At 64.4% G+C, this 15702-nt stretch carries 20 protein-coding genes and 1 tRNA gene; 14 read left to right on the forward strand and 7 right to left on the reverse strand.

The genetic code is table 11. The annotated features are described in order from the left end of the window. Positions 1 to 83 precede the first annotated feature (83 nt). Entirely contained in the window at positions 84 to 446 is a 363-nt protein-coding gene (locus tag FJ978_RS28360) for a helix-turn-helix transcriptional regulator (RefSeq protein ID WP_181180438.1), read from the reverse strand. Here FJ978_RS28360 and FJ978_RS28365 point away from each other — a divergent pair. The 13 genes from FJ978_RS28365 (at position 429) to FJ978_RS28425 (ending at position 7576) form a co-directional block, all read left to right on the forward strand. After that, the gene (locus tag FJ978_RS28365) at positions 429 to 926 is read left to right on the forward strand and encodes a helix-turn-helix transcriptional regulator (RefSeq protein WP_181180439.1); all 498 of its coding nucleotides are present in this window, start codon (positions 429 to 431) and stop codon (positions 924 to 926) included. The two genes, FJ978_RS28360 and FJ978_RS28365, sit on opposite strands and share 18 nt — an antisense overlap. A 369-nt stretch (positions 927 to 1295) precedes the next feature. Further along, positions 1296 to 1511 (forward strand): Arc family DNA-binding protein, encoded by a 216-nt coding sequence (locus FJ978_RS28370; RefSeq protein ID WP_140575965.1) that lies wholly within the window; start codon positions 1296 to 1298, stop codon positions 1509 to 1511. A gap of 106 nt (positions 1512 to 1617) precedes the next feature. After that, positions 1618 to 2211, forward strand: a complete 594-nt coding sequence (locus FJ978_RS28375; protein WP_140575966.1) for a hypothetical protein — start codon at positions 1618 to 1620, stop codon at positions 2209 to 2211. Beyond that, positions 2208 to 2882, forward strand: coding sequence for a hypothetical protein (locus FJ978_RS28380; protein WP_140575968.1), 675 nt, complete (start codon positions 2208 to 2210; stop codon positions 2880 to 2882). The genes FJ978_RS28375 and FJ978_RS28380 overlap by 4 nt, the downstream gene beginning before the upstream one ends. After that, positions 2882 to 3424, forward strand: coding sequence for a hypothetical protein (locus tag FJ978_RS28385; protein ID WP_140575970.1), 543 nt, complete (start codon positions 2882 to 2884; stop codon positions 3422 to 3424). The genes FJ978_RS28380 and FJ978_RS28385 overlap by 1 nt, the downstream gene beginning before the upstream one ends. Next, positions 3421 to 4575, forward strand: a complete 1155-nt coding sequence (locus tag FJ978_RS28390) for a DNA polymerase III subunit beta (protein WP_140575972.1) — start codon at positions 3421 to 3423, stop codon at positions 4573 to 4575. The genes FJ978_RS28385 and FJ978_RS28390 overlap by 4 nt, the downstream gene beginning before the upstream one ends. Positions 4576 to 4587: 12 nt before the next feature. Continuing rightward, positions 4588 to 4845 (forward strand): DUF2312 domain-containing protein, encoded by a 258-nt coding sequence (locus FJ978_RS28395; protein WP_140575974.1) that lies wholly within the window; start codon positions 4588 to 4590, stop codon positions 4843 to 4845. Further along, entirely contained in the window at positions 4845 to 5114 is a 270-nt protein-coding gene (locus tag FJ978_RS28400) for a hypothetical protein (protein WP_140575976.1), read from the forward strand. The genes FJ978_RS28395 and FJ978_RS28400 overlap by 1 nt, the downstream gene beginning before the upstream one ends. Position 5115: 1 nt before the next feature. Further along, positions 5116 to 5637, forward strand: a complete 522-nt coding sequence (gene ssb, locus FJ978_RS28405) for a single-stranded DNA-binding protein (RefSeq protein ID WP_140575978.1) — start codon at positions 5116 to 5118, stop codon at positions 5635 to 5637. Beyond that, positions 5637 to 6002 (forward strand): HNH endonuclease signature motif containing protein, encoded by a 366-nt coding sequence (locus FJ978_RS28410; RefSeq protein ID WP_140575979.1) that lies wholly within the window; start codon positions 5637 to 5639, stop codon positions 6000 to 6002. Before ssb ends, FJ978_RS28410 begins: the two co-directional genes overlap by 1 nt. Further along, positions 5993 to 6382 carry a hypothetical protein gene (locus FJ978_RS28415; RefSeq protein ID WP_140575981.1) on the forward strand — a complete coding sequence of 130 codons (390 nt, stop codon included), beginning with the start codon at positions 5993 to 5995 and terminating at the stop codon, positions 6380 to 6382. Before FJ978_RS28410 ends, FJ978_RS28415 begins: the two co-directional genes overlap by 10 nt. Position 6383: 1 nt before the next feature. Then, complete coding sequence (locus FJ978_RS28420; RefSeq protein WP_140575982.1) at positions 6384 to 7349, forward strand: hypothetical protein; 966 nt, start codon at positions 6384 to 6386, stop codon at positions 7347 to 7349. 5 nt (positions 7350 to 7354) lie between these two features. Further along, positions 7355 to 7576 (forward strand): hypothetical protein, encoded by a 222-nt coding sequence (locus FJ978_RS28425; RefSeq protein WP_140575984.1) that lies wholly within the window; start codon positions 7355 to 7357, stop codon positions 7574 to 7576. On the opposite strand, the gene FJ978_RS28430 is transcribed toward FJ978_RS28425, so the two are convergent. Then, positions 7561 to 8940, reverse strand: coding sequence for a DUF6538 domain-containing protein (locus FJ978_RS28430; RefSeq protein WP_140575985.1), 1380 nt, complete (start codon positions 8938 to 8940; stop codon positions 7561 to 7563). The two genes, FJ978_RS28425 and FJ978_RS28430, sit on opposite strands and share 16 nt — an antisense overlap. A gap of 145 nt (positions 8941 to 9085) precedes the next feature. Next, positions 9086 to 9170 (reverse strand) — tRNA-Leu (locus FJ978_RS28435). A 234-nt stretch (positions 9171 to 9404) separates the two neighbouring features. On the opposite strand from FJ978_RS28435, the gene lipB reads away from it, so the two are divergent. Further along, on the forward strand, positions 9405 to 10148 hold the full coding sequence (gene lipB, locus FJ978_RS28440) for a lipoyl(octanoyl) transferase LipB (RefSeq protein WP_140575987.1): 744 nt from the start codon (positions 9405 to 9407) through the stop codon (positions 10146 to 10148). A gap of 20 nt (positions 10149 to 10168) precedes the next feature. Here the strand turns inward: lipB and FJ978_RS28445 are convergent, their stop codons facing one another. The 4 genes from FJ978_RS28445 to proS all read right to left on the reverse strand — a co-directional run bounded on the left by FJ978_RS28445 (position 10169) and on the right by proS (position 15393). After that, positions 10169 to 11419 (reverse strand): site-2 protease family protein, encoded by a 1251-nt coding sequence (locus FJ978_RS28445; RefSeq protein ID WP_140575988.1) that lies wholly within the window; start codon positions 11417 to 11419, stop codon positions 10169 to 10171. 682 nt (positions 11420 to 12101) lie between these two features. Further along, a complete protein-coding gene (locus tag FJ978_RS28450) occupies positions 12102 to 12785 on the reverse strand; it encodes an ABC transporter ATP-binding protein (RefSeq protein WP_181176831.1) in 684 nt (227 codons plus the stop codon). Further along, the gene (locus tag FJ978_RS28455; RefSeq protein ID WP_140575991.1) at positions 12782 to 14068 is read right to left on the reverse strand and encodes a lipoprotein-releasing ABC transporter permease subunit; all 1287 of its coding nucleotides are present in this window, start codon (positions 14066 to 14068) and stop codon (positions 12782 to 12784) included. Before FJ978_RS28455 ends, FJ978_RS28450 begins: the two co-directional genes overlap by 4 nt. After that, positions 14065 to 15393, reverse strand: coding sequence for a proline--tRNA ligase (gene proS / locus FJ978_RS28460; protein ID WP_140575993.1), 1329 nt, complete (start codon positions 15391 to 15393; stop codon positions 14065 to 14067). Before proS ends, FJ978_RS28455 begins: the two co-directional genes overlap by 4 nt. Positions 15394 to 15702: the final 309 nt, after the last annotated feature.

Genomic DNA, 15702 nt, shown 5'->3' on the forward strand with positions numbered 1-15702 from the left:
GCCGGGTTTCCCGTGGCGGGAAGGCTGCGGTGGTGGTGATCTGGGCGAAGTCAAACGCCGCTATGGAGGCAACAGTGCCCTGCTCATTCCGCCATTTCCTGATTTCGCTGATTGGAAAGGCCGGCCCCGGCTTGGGAGGCGTCGGGACCGGCCGCGACGCCCGGGGGCGCGGCGTCGAAATCGTTGCAGTGCCCGGCGGCGGCCCGCTGCGGCTCACCGACCGGTTCAGCCGCCACCGCCTCGCCGGGAACGGCGAAAAACCAGGCATCGTCCCAGGCGATGCCGCGTGCGATGGCCGCCTCGCGGATCGCCCGCATGTCGTCGAGTGACGGCGCCACTCCGGCCTCCCACCGCGACACGCTGGCCTGCGTCACGCCGGCCAGGGCTGCGAATTCAGCCTGGGTCACCCCGAATATATGGAGGCGAATATGTCTGATGGCACTCATGGCAACGCATATTATGCGCAAACGGATAACATGCAAGCCGAAAAATATGCGCATGCGGATTTTTCTTTATCCGCCGCCCGTGGCAGCGTCCGCGCCATGAAGATCGAGGAGAAGATCCGCGCCATCATGGCGACGACGGACTGGAAGCAGCAGAAGCTCGCCGAGCTGCTGGAGGTCGGCCAGTCGACGGTCAACCGTTGGCTGGCGGGATCGGAACCGCGCGGCGATCGCCGCGACCGCATCAATGCGCTTTACAGCCAGGTCGTTGAAAACGGCCGCACCGACGAGCCGATTCGCGGCGAAGCGGAAATCCTGGCCGTGCTGCGTCGGATCGCCGGGCTCACGGAAACCGATATCAACGTCGCCCTGACCGTCATTTCCAACGCGATCAGGGTTAACACGGCCGGATCAGAACGATCTGATGCTGATGATCGATCTCAAAGCGCCACGCCCCGCCGTGAATCATCCTCATCGCGCTAGCGATCGCGGCGGCATCGCGCTCGATGCGCATCGCCGGGTCCATGGGTCCACTCGCAATGGCGCGCAGCGCCTCCATCGCGTCCTCGCCGCACGTCTTGTCACGTGGCATGTAGTGGATCATTTCTGAAATCCCGAGCAGACCCGATTAGGAACAATTTCCTTCCCCCCTTGTCAACCGCGCCGATCCTCACTCGGCGTCTCATTTTGGTACAATTGTACGAATAGAACCATTCGCGCGAGCTTAACAGGATATTTCAACCTGTAATAATCTGCCTGTGAATAGCGGGGAGAACATATAGCACGCGTGGGACATTTATAGCACCGGTGGACTGATTTCCGGCGGCCGGCTTTTTGTCCATAAGGTCGGGCATGACGAGCCCTGACCGCATCACCATCCACATCCGCCTGACGGCCTCGCTGGTGAGGCAACTCAAGGTCTCGGCGGCCGAAAGCGGGCGCAGCATGAACGCCGAAGTCGCGGCCAGGATCGAGCGCACGTTTTCCGCCGACGACGCCGACCGCAAGCGCGCGCTCGACCTGCTGGCGGAAGTCATTGCCATACTCGACAAGGGCCAGCTGGACTAACCCGCCCTCTTCACGAAAAGGTTTTATCCGTTTGCGCATTTTTTCAGATTGACAGTTATCCGTTTGCGCATATTATCCGCCTGCATCAACCCGATGGAGGCGCGCCGTGCATCAAACCCGCAGTCAATCCGAAACCGCCGCGCCGATCCCTGCCAGCCTCGCCGGCAAACCGGGCCAGCGCTTTTCCGACGCCCGCCGCGTCGATCACCCCGAAGCCGGCAGCGGGAGAAATGCCCGCGCGCTCGAACTTGCCGACGCCATCCGCGAAATCGCCGGCTGCGGCGAAGGCGCCACCGAAAAGGATCTGTCGATGCTCGGCTTCTCGGTCGGCGAGATCATCGCCCATCTGACCGAGGCCAAGCTGATCCTCGCCGAGACCTTCATCCGCGAGATCGCGCCGACCGGCGACCGGCTGCAGCAGATCATCGAGAAGGCGATCGCCTCGGCGGCGCACATCATGCCGAAGACCGGCGGGCTGGATGAAGCCAGTGAAGACGCGGCGGCCGTCGAATGGCGCCGCTTCTGCCAGGCGCGCGCCGCCTTCAAGCTCGACCCCTGGTGGTCGCAATCCGAGCGCTGCCTGGCCGCGCTGAAAACCTTCCTGCGCCGCCTGCCGCTGCTCGATCGCGAGGCCAACCGCGTCATCTACGCCGTCGCCGCCGAACAGAAGGCGACCGTGCATCGGGGTGAGCACGCATGAGCGAGACCCGCGACCTCATGAGAATGCCAAGCGCGTTGCGTGACGCAGACGTCTTCAAGCAGACCATCACCGGGCGCGCCTTTCCGATGTCCGGCTTCACCGCGCTCGACATCGACCTGCATGGCGACGTCGCCGAGGGCCTAGCGCGCATCTGCCGCTTCGGCGGCGCGGTGCCCGGCAACACCTATTCGGTGGCGCAGCACTGCGTCATCGGCGCCGACGCCGCGATGGAGGAAACCCGCGACGCCAACATCGCGGCCTATTTCCTGCTGCACGACGCGCATGAATATGTCTTCGGCGACATGACGACGCCGGTGGCCAAGTGGCTGGCCGTCATCGCCGACGAACTCTATGGCGGCTCGGCGCATGGCATGGTCGAGACGCTGATCGCCACCGCCAAGGCCCGCCTCGACATGGCGATCTGGCGCGCCGCCGGCATGCCGCCACCGGGAAAAACCTATCGCGCGGTGATCGCCGATTTCGACCTGCGCATGCTGGCGACCGAGCAGCGGCAATTGCTGATGCCGGCGCCGAAAAGCTGGGGCACCGCGATCGACGCCGCCAGGCCGATCGCCATGCGCGGCCGGCTGTCCGCATGGCCGGTGGCCAAGGCTGCGGAAGCCTATCGCGAGCGCCTGGCCACGCTCTGCCCCAACGCCAGGAGGGTGTGATGCATCATACTCCGCAGGAACAACAGGCCATCGCCGCCGACATCGCGCGCGACATTGATGGTCTCGATTCCGAGCTGGCTTTGTCGACCCTCAAAAAGTGCAAGCTTTGGAATTTTCTGTGCGACCAGGTGATCGATTGGGCAATTCAGGATCGCACGGTCGTCTTTGAACGCGACGTCGAGACGGAACGGCTGGAGTGGGAAGGCAAGCTGTCTTCCACGCTCAACGATCTGGAAAAGGCGCAGGGCAAGATCGACGATCTGCGTGAAAAGCTTGGCTACCACTCGGGCGATCTCGACCGTCTCCAGGAAATGATCGCTGCGCGCAATGTCGCCGATGCGCTCGACCTGTTGCGCGACATGTACCCCGAGCATCAATTCCTCTCGCCGGCCGCCGAGCACATGCTGGCCGGGATCCGTGGTCAGGGCGCGCTGACCTTTCCCGCCGAAGGCGGCAAGGCCGACCGGCCGTCGGGCCTCGTCGCCCGCCCTGCCGGAGCGCCGCGCGACAGCGCGGAATCGAGCGTGAGGCAAAACCCATGACAATCAAGTTCTCCGTCGCCGCCTTCGCCGAAGCCGCCAAGGCGATCCGCAACATCCCCGGCGGCTCGCGCAACATCGAGATCCTTGACCATGCCCGGATGGAGGTCGCCAGGAAAAAGCTGACCCTGACCATGTCGGACCTCGACATCGAGGCCTGCGCCACCATCCCCTGCGAAGGCGCATCAATCGTCGCCGCCATTCCACGCGCGGTCCTGGAGTTCTTCATCTCGCGCGATGGATCGGGCGACGATGCGGGCACACTCGATTTCGCCGACGACATGAAGACCGTCGTCGCCCGCCACGGCAAGGGCCGGCTGACCATGCCGATCCTGCCCGGCGCCGATTTCTTCCTGATCGGCGCCGGCGCGCAGGACTGGAGCATGGCGATCCGCGCCAACGAACTGGTCGAGCTCTTGCGCACCTGCGTGAGTGCGATGGACGAAACCCGCCATTTCATCCAGGGCGTGCTGCTGCACGTCGCCGTCGGCGAGGACGGTGCCAGTGCGCTGCGCACCGCGGCCACCGACGGCCACCGCGTCCACACGGTCGGCGTCGAGGCGCCGGAACTGACCGGCGGCTTCGCCGAGCGTCAGGAAGGTCACCAGGGCATCACCATTCCCGACCGCACGGTCAAGGAACTGATCCGCATCTTCGACGGCGACGAAAGCGAGGTCACGCTCTCGGGTGCCAAGGGCATCGTCACCGTCGAGGGCGAGGCGATCCGCGTCACCTCGAAGCTGATCGACGCCGCCTTCGCCGACTATGCCAGGCTGTTGCAGGCGCCGGGCGCATTCCGCATATCGGTCGCCGCCAAGGCGCTCGACGCTGCGATCGGCCGGCTCTTGGTGCTGCCGCGCAAGGACGGCAAGGGCAAGGCCGAGACCGCGCGGCCGATCCGCATGACGCCGGTCGACGGCGGCCTCAAGCTGGAGATCAAGGGCAACGACGCCGACGCCGAGGATCTGATCGACTGCGAGGTCGAAGGCTCCGGCGATCCGATCGTCGTCAACTGCCGCTACATCCGCGACGCGCTGGCCGCCGCCGGCGGCACCAAGGTCACCTTCGCGCCGATCGAGGGCAACGCCATCGGCGTGCGCATGCTGCCCGACAACGACCGTTCTTCTTTTCTCCTTATGCAAATGCGCTTTTAACCGGAGGCTTTCATGTCCGACGACACCGACACTTCGCAGACCGTTGCGGCCGGCCAGCTGCGCGCCTTCATCGAGCGCATCGAGCGCCTGGAGGAGGAACGCAACACGATCGGTGACGACATCAAGGAAGTCTACGCCGAGGCCAAAGGCACCGGCTTCGACGTACCCGCGATGCGCACCATCGTGGCGCTGCGCCGTAAGGACCAGGCCGAGCGGCAGGAAGCCGAATCCATCCTCGACCTCTACATGGCCGCGCTGGGGATGGTGTGATGCTGATCGTCGCCGAAGACTTCTATGGCATCTTCTCCCCCAAGGGCGAACTGGAAGCCGTCGACAGCACGATGTCGATCGCCGAGTTCAGCGCCGCGAATCTCTCCCCCGATCGCAACAGGCCGAACCGCGTCATCAAGCGCGTGGTCATCTGCCTACCCGACGAAAACGAAACTCCATCCGCCGAAGGCGGCAAGCCCGACCGGGCGTCGGGCGAAGCCCGTCCCGTCCGGAGCGAGACGGCAGGCGACAGCGTGAGGACCGAATAAAATGGCTGGCAGCGTCAACAAGGTCATCCTGGTCGGCAATCTTGGCGCCGATCCCGAGATCCGCCGCAGCCAGGCCGGCGACCCGATCGTCTCGTTTCGCATGGCGACGTCGGAAAGCTGGAAGGACAAGGACAGCGGCGAGCGCAAGGAACGCACCGAATGGCATTCGGTCGTCGTCTTCAACACGCAGCTCGCCGAGGTCGCGGAAAAATACCTGAAGAAGGGCATGAAGGTCTATGTCGAGGGCCAGCAGCAGACCCGCAAATGGGCCGGCCAGGACGGCATCGACCGCTACACCACTGAGACGGTGCTGAACCGCTTTCGCGGCGAGATCCAGATGCTCGACAAGCTGCCCTCCAACCGCCCGCCCGGCGCCGAGGGCGCCGACGACTATGGCAGCCAGCGCTCGCGCGAGACCGATGATCGCCGCGCGATTGAGGAACGCACCCGCCAATCCTTTGCGGACAGAACGCCGCAGTCCGGGCGTGGCTCGCGCGAACTCGACGACGAGATCCCATTCTGATGAACGCGCCGCTGCCCCGCCGCGAGGCGATCCGCGCCAGGATCATGGTCTGCGTCGAGATCGTCGATAAAGGCTATGTCGACGCCGCCGGCCGCCCTTCGCCGTGCCATGTCTGGACCGGCCCGGATTCGGGAACCGGGCGCGGCGGCGGCTATCCCCGCATGTCGCTCGATGGCCAGACGGTCGCCGTCCACATCGTCAACTGGACCAACGAGCACGGCTTCATCCCCGGCAAGAAGCAACTCGACCATCTCTGCCGCACCCGCCGCTGTATCCGCGACGACCACCTCGAAATGGTGACCCATAAACAGAACCAGAAGCGCCGCGACCAGGCGCTGAAAACCAGGAGGCAAGCATGCCCGTAAAATACCTCTCGTGGATCACCCGCGACATGCTGCAGGCGGAGCCGCGGGCGCGCTTCGTGTTCGGCGACAACGCAGAGCGCGTCGGGCTTGGCGGCCAGGCGGCTTCCATGCGCGGCGAGCCCAACGCGATCGGCGTCGCCACGCTCTATGCCCCAGGCCACTACTACCGCGCCGATGATCCGCTGGCGCTTGCCACCGTCGTCGACGATCTCGGCGACGTAGCACTTGCCCTCAACCGGGGCCTGACAGTCTACGTGCCGACCGATGGGCTGGGCACCGGCCTTGCCCGGCTGCCTGAAAATGCACCCGCTCTGCATCGGCTGATCGTCGCGTTCTTCCGCGCCGCACCTGGCGAGCCCTGCCCCTGGAAGGACATCTGACATGGCCCGCACCAAGAAACCCGACATTGCCAGCACCGCCCCGATCCTCGCCTACAAGGGTTTTAACGAGGATCTCGCCTGCACGCCGCAAGGCAAGTTTTTCCAGTTCGAGAGCGGCAAGACCTACAGGCACGACGGCAAGGTCAAGGCCTGCGAGAGCGGATTTCATGCCATCACCGGTCATCCGCTGGCACTGTTCAAATATTACGCGCCGGCCGGCACGCGCATCTGCCAGGTCGAGATCTCCGGCCAGATGGACAGCGACGATGGCGGCGAAAAGACTGCCGCTGAGATACTGACCATCGGCAAGGAGATCGGCCTGACGCAGCTGATCCTCGACGCGGCCAAATGGGTCATCGATCGGGCCAAGCCGGTCGACGGCAATTACACGGCCGCCGCCAGCGAGCGCGTCAACACCGACGACATCGGAGGCGCTGCCACCGCATCGGGTTATCAGGGCGCTGCCACCGCATCCGGCGAACGAGGCGCTGCCACCGCATCGGGCGATTGGGGCGCTGCCACCGCATCGGGTACGCGGGGCGCTGCCACCGCATCTGGAGAACGGGGCGCTGCCACCGCATCGGGTACGCGGGGCGCTGCCACCGCATCGGGTACGCGGGGCGCTGCCACCGCATCGGGCACGCAGGGCGCTGCCACCGCATCCAGTTATCAGGGCGCTGCCACCGCATCGGGCGAACAGGGCGCTGCCACCGCATCGGGCGATTGGGGCGCTGCCACCGCATCGGGCGATTGGGGCGCTGCCACCGCATCGGGCGAACAGGGCGCTGCCACCGCATCTGGCTTTGAAGGCAAAGCGCGCGGCAAGGATGGCTGCGCGCTGTTCCTGGTCGAGCGCGCGATGTCGGGCGAGATCCTGCATGCATGGGCGGGGATCGTGGGAACTGACGGCATCAAGCCGGACCAGTTCTACCGCCTGGTCGATGGCAAGCCGGTCGAGGTCGCGTAGAACCGATGTCGCGCGCCGCCAAACGCAAGCCGGTTACCATCGACGAGATCGAGAGTTTTCTCGACCTCGTCGCCAGGCTCATGGGAAAATTCCCGCGCCAGGCGGAGCTGATGACGCCGATCTGGCGGGCGCTGGAGCGCGAGCGCGACAAGCGTGTCGAGACCAACACGATCCTCGCCGCAGCGCAGGCACGCCTGGCGCGCTCGCCCAATCACACGATGGACTGATCGAACGGCAGCGCGATCTTCATCAGCTCCCGGCGCCGCCAGTCGAGTGAGCCGCCGGAACCATATTTGGGGCGATCGACCGTATGGCCCATCAGCAGCCGCCGCAGCTCGTCGTCGAGCCCGCCTTCCTTCATGCGATCCTCGAACGAATGCCGGAACGAATAGACCGTGTGCGCCCTGGTCGGCAGCAGGGCATTTGCGCGCAGGAACTTGTTCAGCGTCGCCGACAGGTCGTTCTCGCGGTTGCGGTAGAGCGGGAAGCCGGCCTTGTGGCGCTGCGCCGCGGCAAGTGCGACGCCGACCAGCGGCACCAGGCGCCGCGACGAATCCGTCTTGATCTCGCGCGGATTGTCGGGATCCTCGCGCGGTTCGATCGACAGGTGCGGCACCTTGTTGGACAGCCGGATGGCGAGCGGCTCGAGGTTGCAGATTTCGCTGGGGCGCGCGCCGGTCTCGATCAGGATCAGCAGGATGCCGCGCGCCTCTTCGTTGAGCGTGGCAAGCGCACCCGGCTTCATCACGGTGTCGCGGATCCAGTCGGTCGGGATCGGCGGCCGCGGCTTCTTGATCCTGTTGGAGAAGCCAAGCCCGTCGAACGGGTTTTCCCGACGCGAATCGCCCTGGTATTTGAAATAGGCCTCATGGAGCACGCGCATGTTGCCGACGTCGCGATTGCCGGCCGACGCGCCGGCGGGCTTCACGGCCTGCGGGTCGCTGGAACTGCGCGCCAGGATGCGGGCAAGCCAGTGCCGGTAAAGCTTCTTGGCATGATCGACGGTGATCTCTTCCATCGCGATGTCGCCATTCAGCTTGATGAAATTGCTGACGGCGCGCTGCTTGACCTTCTTCCACTGGTCCTTCTGCACCTGGCTCTTGCCGGTCAGCTCGTCGGCCACGATCTCCTTGCAGTAAATATCGAAGGCGTCGCTGACCTTGGTCTTCGGCACCTCGACGGCGCCAATCAGCGGCAACGCCGTGATCTGGTCCTCCTGCCCGGAGGCCAGCACATGGCGCAACCGATCGACAAGGTCGTCGAAGGCTTCCGGCTGCTCGAAATAGGCCGCACCGTGGAAGGTGAAGTCCAGCGCCTCGACCCGCTTGACCGCCGCCTCGTAGCGCCGGCGCGCCGGATCCGTGACGCCCTTGGTGATCAGCGAGGCCCACAGCGCATCGTCGGCCGCCTCGAGCAGATCGCGCTTGCGCCGCGCCAGGTTGCGATCGTCGGTCTTCAGCGAGGCGCGCACATGCGGCGCCCGCTCGTCGAGATGGGCGATCGTAACCGGCACGCGGCGCTTGTAGTGATAGTTTCCCTGGCGCAGGGTGAGATATCTGTCGGGATCAATCCGGGTTCGATTTCGACCCATGCACGCACCTGCAAAAAGCCTGTCGTGGCTAGCTGTGTGGCACGATTAGTGGCACAAAACGGTCAAAACCCGCAAGGCCGGAGAAATCGAAATTTGTTTTCTCTAATGAAATCAAAGCGCTATGGCATGATTTCGGGAGAAGTAATGGTGCGGTCGAGAAGACTCGAACTTCCACGGGTTGCCCCACAGCGACCTCAACGCTGCGCGTCTACCAATTCCGCCACGACCGCACGTGGTAGGAGCCGGAACCGACCGGCTCGCGGCGTGTAGCAAATCGTTTCCGGCGAAACAAGTGCGCCGCGAGCAATAATCTCAAGCGATTGGCATAACGGTCCACAGGATTGGAAAACTGGGCCGGAACTGGACGTTTTGCCCGTTTGAGGCCATATGGAAGCAAATGCATGTCGCCCGGAAGTGCAAGGCGGTCTTGGGCTATGGTATGCATGGGCAAAAAGCGACACGCCATGACAGAACGCAGCCAGATCGCCACGTCATTCCTGCCCCTGCCCGGGTCAGCGCCGGTCGAATGGCGCCTCGAGCCCGGCCTCACCGCCTATCCCGACGCGCTTGCCTTCATGGAGGCGCGCGCCGAGGCGATCCGCAGTGGTGCCGCCGGCGAAATGGTCTGGCTGGTCGAACACCCGCCGCTCTACACCGCCGGCACCAGTGCCCGCATCGAGGACCTGATCGAGCCTGACCGCTTTCCGGTCTTTTCGGCAGGACGCGGCGGCGAATACACCTATCATGGGCCGGGCCAGCGGGTTGCCTATGTGATGCTCGACCTGAAGCGGCGCCGCGAGGATGTGCGCGCCTTCGTCGCGGCGCTCGAACAGTGGATCATCGGCACGCTCGCCGCCTTCAATGTGCGCGGCGAACGCCGTGAGGATCGGGTCGGCGTCTGGGTGGTGCGGCCCGATCGCCCCGCACTGCCGGACGGCTCTCCGGCCGAAGACAAGATCGCGGCCATCGGCATCCGGCTGCGGCGCTGGGTGAGCTTTCACGGCATCGCCATCAATGTCGAGCCGGAGCTCTCCCATTTCAGCGGCATCGTGCCGTGTGGCGTCCAGGATCATGGCGTCACCAGCCTCGTCGACCTCGGCCTTCCCGTTGGCATGGCCGACCTCGATCTGGCGCTGAAATCCGCCTTCGAGGATGTCTTCGGCCCGGCCATCGCGTTGCCTGTCAAAGCGGCCCGCAAGGCCGGTTGAGCCTTTCAATCCGGGGCGGCTCAGATGAGCTGCGCCGACGCCCATAACACACCGCAGCCATGGATGACGAATACCGCCAGCAGCGCGCCGGCGATGGCGAAGCGGTCGACGATGCGGATCGGCTCCAGTTCGTGACGCGGCTTTATCCCGCTGCCCACCGTCAGCAGGCTGAGGATCGAAAAGACCGCTCCCGCGACGATCAGGAACCCTGACGAGAAGCCAGCCTGCCGGCCGAGCGCCAGGAAGGCGGACAGCAGGAAGAACGAGGCCAGCGCCAGCACGATCGACCCCGGGCAGATCTGGCGCAGCACCTGGCCGCCGTCGAACTTCCACACCGGCACCAGATTGGCGATGTTGAACAGGGCGGCACAGCCGGCCAGCGCCGCCAGCAGCGCGGCGGCGGCCTTGTGCCCCTCGCCGCCGGCAAACACGCTGGCGGCAATGACGATAGGCACCAGGAAGGCGGAGAACCCCGCCCCCATCAGCGCCACGAAGGCCACCTCGAAACGGCTGTTGTAGGGCCGGCCGCCAATGGCGATGCCGCCGAGCAGCGGGATGAAGATCATCCGTGCCTTGCGGTGGCCCATGAGGCGGAACGCCGCCATGTGGCCGAGTTCGTGCAAGGCCACGACCGACGTCAGGATCGAGGCCAGCGCCAGCCCGCCGAGGTGCAGCCCGAAGAACGGCCACAGGATCAGTGCCGACAGCACGGCGAAACCGACCTGGCTCAGCGGATGCTCGAACCAGCCGCCCTTGCGATACTGCCCGGTGACCGCCCAGCGCTGCAGCTTGGAAAGTTCGCGGCGCATGGCGAAATAACGGAACACCAGGAAGGCGACGCCACGGTAGCGGTCGGTCCGGCCGAGCGTCACCCGCGTGCCGCCGCCTTCCGAAACGAGATCCGTGGTCTCGCTATAATCCTTCCAGAACGAGCCATCGAGAGCGGTGTCCTCGATGACGCGCATTGTGAAGCTGCTGCCTTCGACGACGTTTTCAAGCCTCGACCTGCGCTCGATCGGCTTGCCGTCGCGGCCTTCCCACGACAGCATGATGCGGGCCTCGCCCTCCCCGTCCAACGCCTGCGCCGACAGGATCTCGCCGGACCAGCCGGCATCGCTGCCGAGCGGCCACAGCGCCTGCCAGAGGCGCTGCCGGTCCATGGCGACCACGCGGCTGAACCTGACCGTGCGCAAACCAAGCGGCACGGTAATCAGCAGAAAGATCAGCCCGAGATTGCTGACCACCAGAATGGCGGTGATGATGGGCGACACCTGGACGTTGCTCCTGCCTTGATGGAGAACCCTAACGTCACGGCGGCAAGAAAGGCTTAACGGCGGGGCGGCCTCGCGCCCGCCGGAACTGCGGCGGCGAAAGCCGCCAAATCACATGGCTCCGATCCAGATCGCCATGGAAACGAGAAACGCACTCATGCAAACCAGCGAGACGACATCCTGAACCAGATCGGTCATAACTCTCTCCTGTTGTTGATATGTTCGCAATTTGTTCTAATTTTGTTTCAAAGTCAACGAGCAGAATCCGCCAGCGGCCGGAATCTTCGAGCGATCAAATCGGCAGGGTTAAGAAAAGGTTGACGGCGCGGCACCTATCAACAGGCGGCGCCTGCTTGCACTCAATCTCGGCCGAGACAATAGTGGTAAGCCGTGCGACTACCGAGTGATGGATGTGGGGCAACACAAAGGCGCCAATCAAGCCGATCGCTGGCGAAAGCGCATGAGACAAGGCCGCCGGTGGCGCCTCCCTCGCAACTTTGTAACCTGGCTGCTCATCCTGGCGATGATCGCGATCTCTTCCACCCTGATCGCACTGCATGCTCACTGGCGGTTCTGAGCCCGAGCGACTCTCGAAGAGATCACAATCCCTGACGACAACTATATCCGCGGAAACTCTCGATGGAGGTGTCCAGGGTGGGCTCGCCCCTGCAGCGTGGTGCCCCTAAAGCGGCACCACCTTGCCGTCGGCCAGCGTGACGCGCCTGTCCATGCGCGATGCCAGCTCGTGATTGTGGGTGGCGATCAGCGCGGCGAGGCCCGACTGCCGGACCAGCGCCTCCAGCGCCTCGAAGACGTAAGAGGCGGTAACCGGATCGAGATTGCCGGTCGGCTCGTCTGCCAACAGCACCAGCGGCGCATTGGCGACCGCGCGCGCGATGGCGACGCGCTGCTGCTCGCCGCCCGACAGCTCGGCCGGCCGGTGCGAGGCGCGCTTGCCGATCTGCATGTAGTCGAGCAGCTGCGCGGCGCGCTCCGACGCTTCCTCGCGGCTCAGCCCTTTGATCAGTTGCGGCATCATGATGTTTTCCAGCGCGGAAAACTCCGGCAGCAGATGATGGAACTGGTAGACGAAGCCGACATCGTTGCGGCGGATCGAGGTGCGTTCATCGTCGGACAGCCGCCCGCAGGCCCGGCCGGACAGGATGACGTCACCGGCGTCGGGGCGTTCCAGCAGGCCCGCCGTGTGCAGCAGCGTCGACTTGCCGGTGCCCGACGGCGCCACCAGCGCCACCATCTCGCCGCGCCGCAGCGCAAAATCGGCGCCGTTCAGGATGGTGAGCTTGCGCGGCCCCTGGACATAGTGCCGCTCGACGCTCTTCAGCTCGATAATGACCTCGGCCACTATTCGTACCTCAAGGCTTCGACCGGATCGAGGCGAGCCGCCCGCCATGCTGGAAACACCGTTGCCAGGAAGGACAGGCCGAGCGCCATGATGATGACATAGGTCGTCTCGCGCGGGTCCATCTTTGCCGGCAGCTGGCTGAGGAAGTAGAGTTCGGGGTTGAACAGCACCTTGCCGGTCATCCAGGAGAAGAACTGGCGGATCGATTCGATATTGGTGCAGATGACGACGCCGAGCAGCACGCCGGCGAGCGTGCCGGTGACGCCGATCGCAGCCCCCGTCATCAGGAAGATGCGCAAGATGGCGCCGCGCGAGGCGCCCATGGTGCGCAGGATGGCGATGTCGTGGCCCTTATCCTTCACCAGCATGATCAGGCCGGAAATGATGTTGAGGGCCGCCACCAGCACGATCAGCGTCAGGATCATGAACATGACATTGCGTTCGACCTGTAGGGCGGAAAAGAAGGTCTCGTTGCGCTGGCGCCAGTCGACCATATCGATCGGCCGCTGCGCCGCCGCTTCCACCTGCGGTTTCAGCGCATCGACATCGTCCGGATTGTCTACATAGATCTCGATCGTCTGCGCGCGTCCGTCCATGTTGAAATAGAGCTGCGCCTCGGAGAACGGCATGTAGACGATGGAGGTATCATATTCCGACATGCCGACTTCGAAGATCGCCGAAATCTTGTAACCCTTCATGCGCGGCGTCGTGCCGATCGGCGTCACGTCGCCATCGGGCGAGATCAGCGTGATGGTGTCGCCCAGCGTCAGGCCGAGATTCTCGGCCATGCGCTTGCCGATGGCGACGCCCTCACCGCTGTCAAAATCGGCGAGCGAACCCTGCTTGATGTTGTTGGCGACGATGGCGATCTTGCCGAGATCCTCAGCGCGTATGCCACGCACCAGCGCACCGGTGCCGCCACCGACATTGCCTTGCGCCAGCACCTGGCCGTCGATGAGCGGGATGGCGTATTTGACGCCGGGCACCCCGTTGATGCGGCCGGCGACCTGGGCGTAATCCTCGAGCGGCGAATCGATTGGCTGCACGATCAAATGGCCGTTGACGCCGAGAATCCGCGTCAACAGCTCGGCGCGGAACCCGTTCATCACGGCCATCACCACGATCAGCGTCGCGACGCCCAGCATGATGCCGAGGAAGGAGATCGAGGCGATGACCGAGATCACGGTCTCCTTGCGCCGCGAACGCAGGTAGCGCCATGCGACCGTACGTTCGAAGATGGAAAAGGGACCGGCGCCCGCCGATCTTGCCGCGGCCGCCTCGCTCATGCGGCGGCACCGAAGCGTTTTTTCGCCTCAGCGATCGGCAGCGTCTCGCGCTCGCCGGTCTTGCGATTCTTGATTTCGACCTCGCCAGCGGCGACGCCACGCGGCCCAACGATCACCTGCCAGGGCAGGCCGATCAGGTCGGCGGTGGCGAACTTGCCGCCCGGCCGCTGGTCGGTGTCGTCGTAGAGCACATCCTTGCCGGCGTCGGCAAAGGCGGCATAAAGCTCGTCGCAGACGCGGTCGCAGTCGGCATCGCCCGCCTTCATGTTGATCACGCCGATGTCGAAAGGCGCCACGGCTTCCGGCCAGATGATGCCGTTCTCGTCGTGGCTGGCTTCGATGATCGCGGCGACCAGCCGCGACGGGCCGATGCCGTAGGAGCCACCGGAGACGAAATGATCCTTGCCGTCGGGGCCGGTCACCTTGGCGCCCATGGGCTTGGAATATTTGTCGCCGAAATGAAAGATGTGGCCGACCTCGATGCCCCGCGCCGAGACACGGTCGGCTTCGCCGAGCTTGTCCCACGCCGCTTCGTCATGCATCTCGTCGGTGGCGGCGTAAGGCGTCGTCCACGTCTTGACGATGTCGGCGATCTCGCCGTCATTGGCAAAGTCGGTGTTTTCGCCGGGCACCTGGAGCGACAGATAATCGCGATCGCAATAGACCTGGCTCTCGCCGGTGTCGGCCAGGATGATGAATTCGTGGCTGAGATCGCCGCCGATCGGCCCGGTATCGGCCCGCATCGGGATAGCCTGCAGCCCCATGCGCGTGAAGGTCCTGAGATAGGACACGAACATCCTGTTATAGGCCGCCTTGGCGCCCTCGAAATCGAGGTCGAAGGAATAGGCGTCCTTCATCAGGAATTCGCGCGAGCGCATGACGCCGAAGCGCGGCCGCACCTCGTCACGGAACTTCCACTGGATGTGGTAGAGATTAAGCGGCAGGTCCTTGTAGGACTTGACGTAGGCGCGGACGATTTCGGTGACCACTTCCTCATTGGTCGGACCGTAGAGCATGTCGCGGTCCTGCCGGTCCTTGATGCGCAGCATCTCCTTGCCGTAATCGTCATAGCGGCCGCTTTCGCGCCACAAATCGGCCGACTGGATGGTCGGCATCAGGATTTCCAGCGCGCCGGCGCGATTCTGCTCCTCACGGATAATCTGGCAGACCTTGTCCAGCACCCGCTTGCCGAGCGGCAGCCAGGAAAAACTGCCCTGCCCCTGCTGGCGGATCATGCCGGCACGCAGCATCAGCCGGTGCGAGACGATCTCGGCCTCGCGCGGATTTTCTTTGAGGATAGGCAGGAAATAGCGCGACAAACGCATGGACTGGTCCGTGAATGAGAACGGCCGCACCAGAATCGGCGCGACGCAGGTTTGCTTGCCCCGGCTTCATAGCCATTTCATGGCGGAATGGAAACCCGGCCATAGCCGCACATCAACGCCTTCCGGCCCGGAATCCCTTGGTTCCCGGGTCAGGCCGCGCTGGCAATCGAGCGCGCTGAACCACTTCGGATTTGGCCTCCAATTCTTTGCGCGCGTCAATGCAGAACATGCCGTAAAGGCTCCCTTGGACACTGCTGGTCGTTTCGAAAGCAAAGCATGCCATACTATTGTGCAGTGCAGCACGAGAAT

It is taken from the genome of Mesorhizobium sp. B1-1-7 (genome assembly GCF_006442705.1).
GTDB lineage: Bacteria > Pseudomonadota > Alphaproteobacteria > Rhizobiales > Rhizobiaceae > Mesorhizobium > Mesorhizobium opportunistum.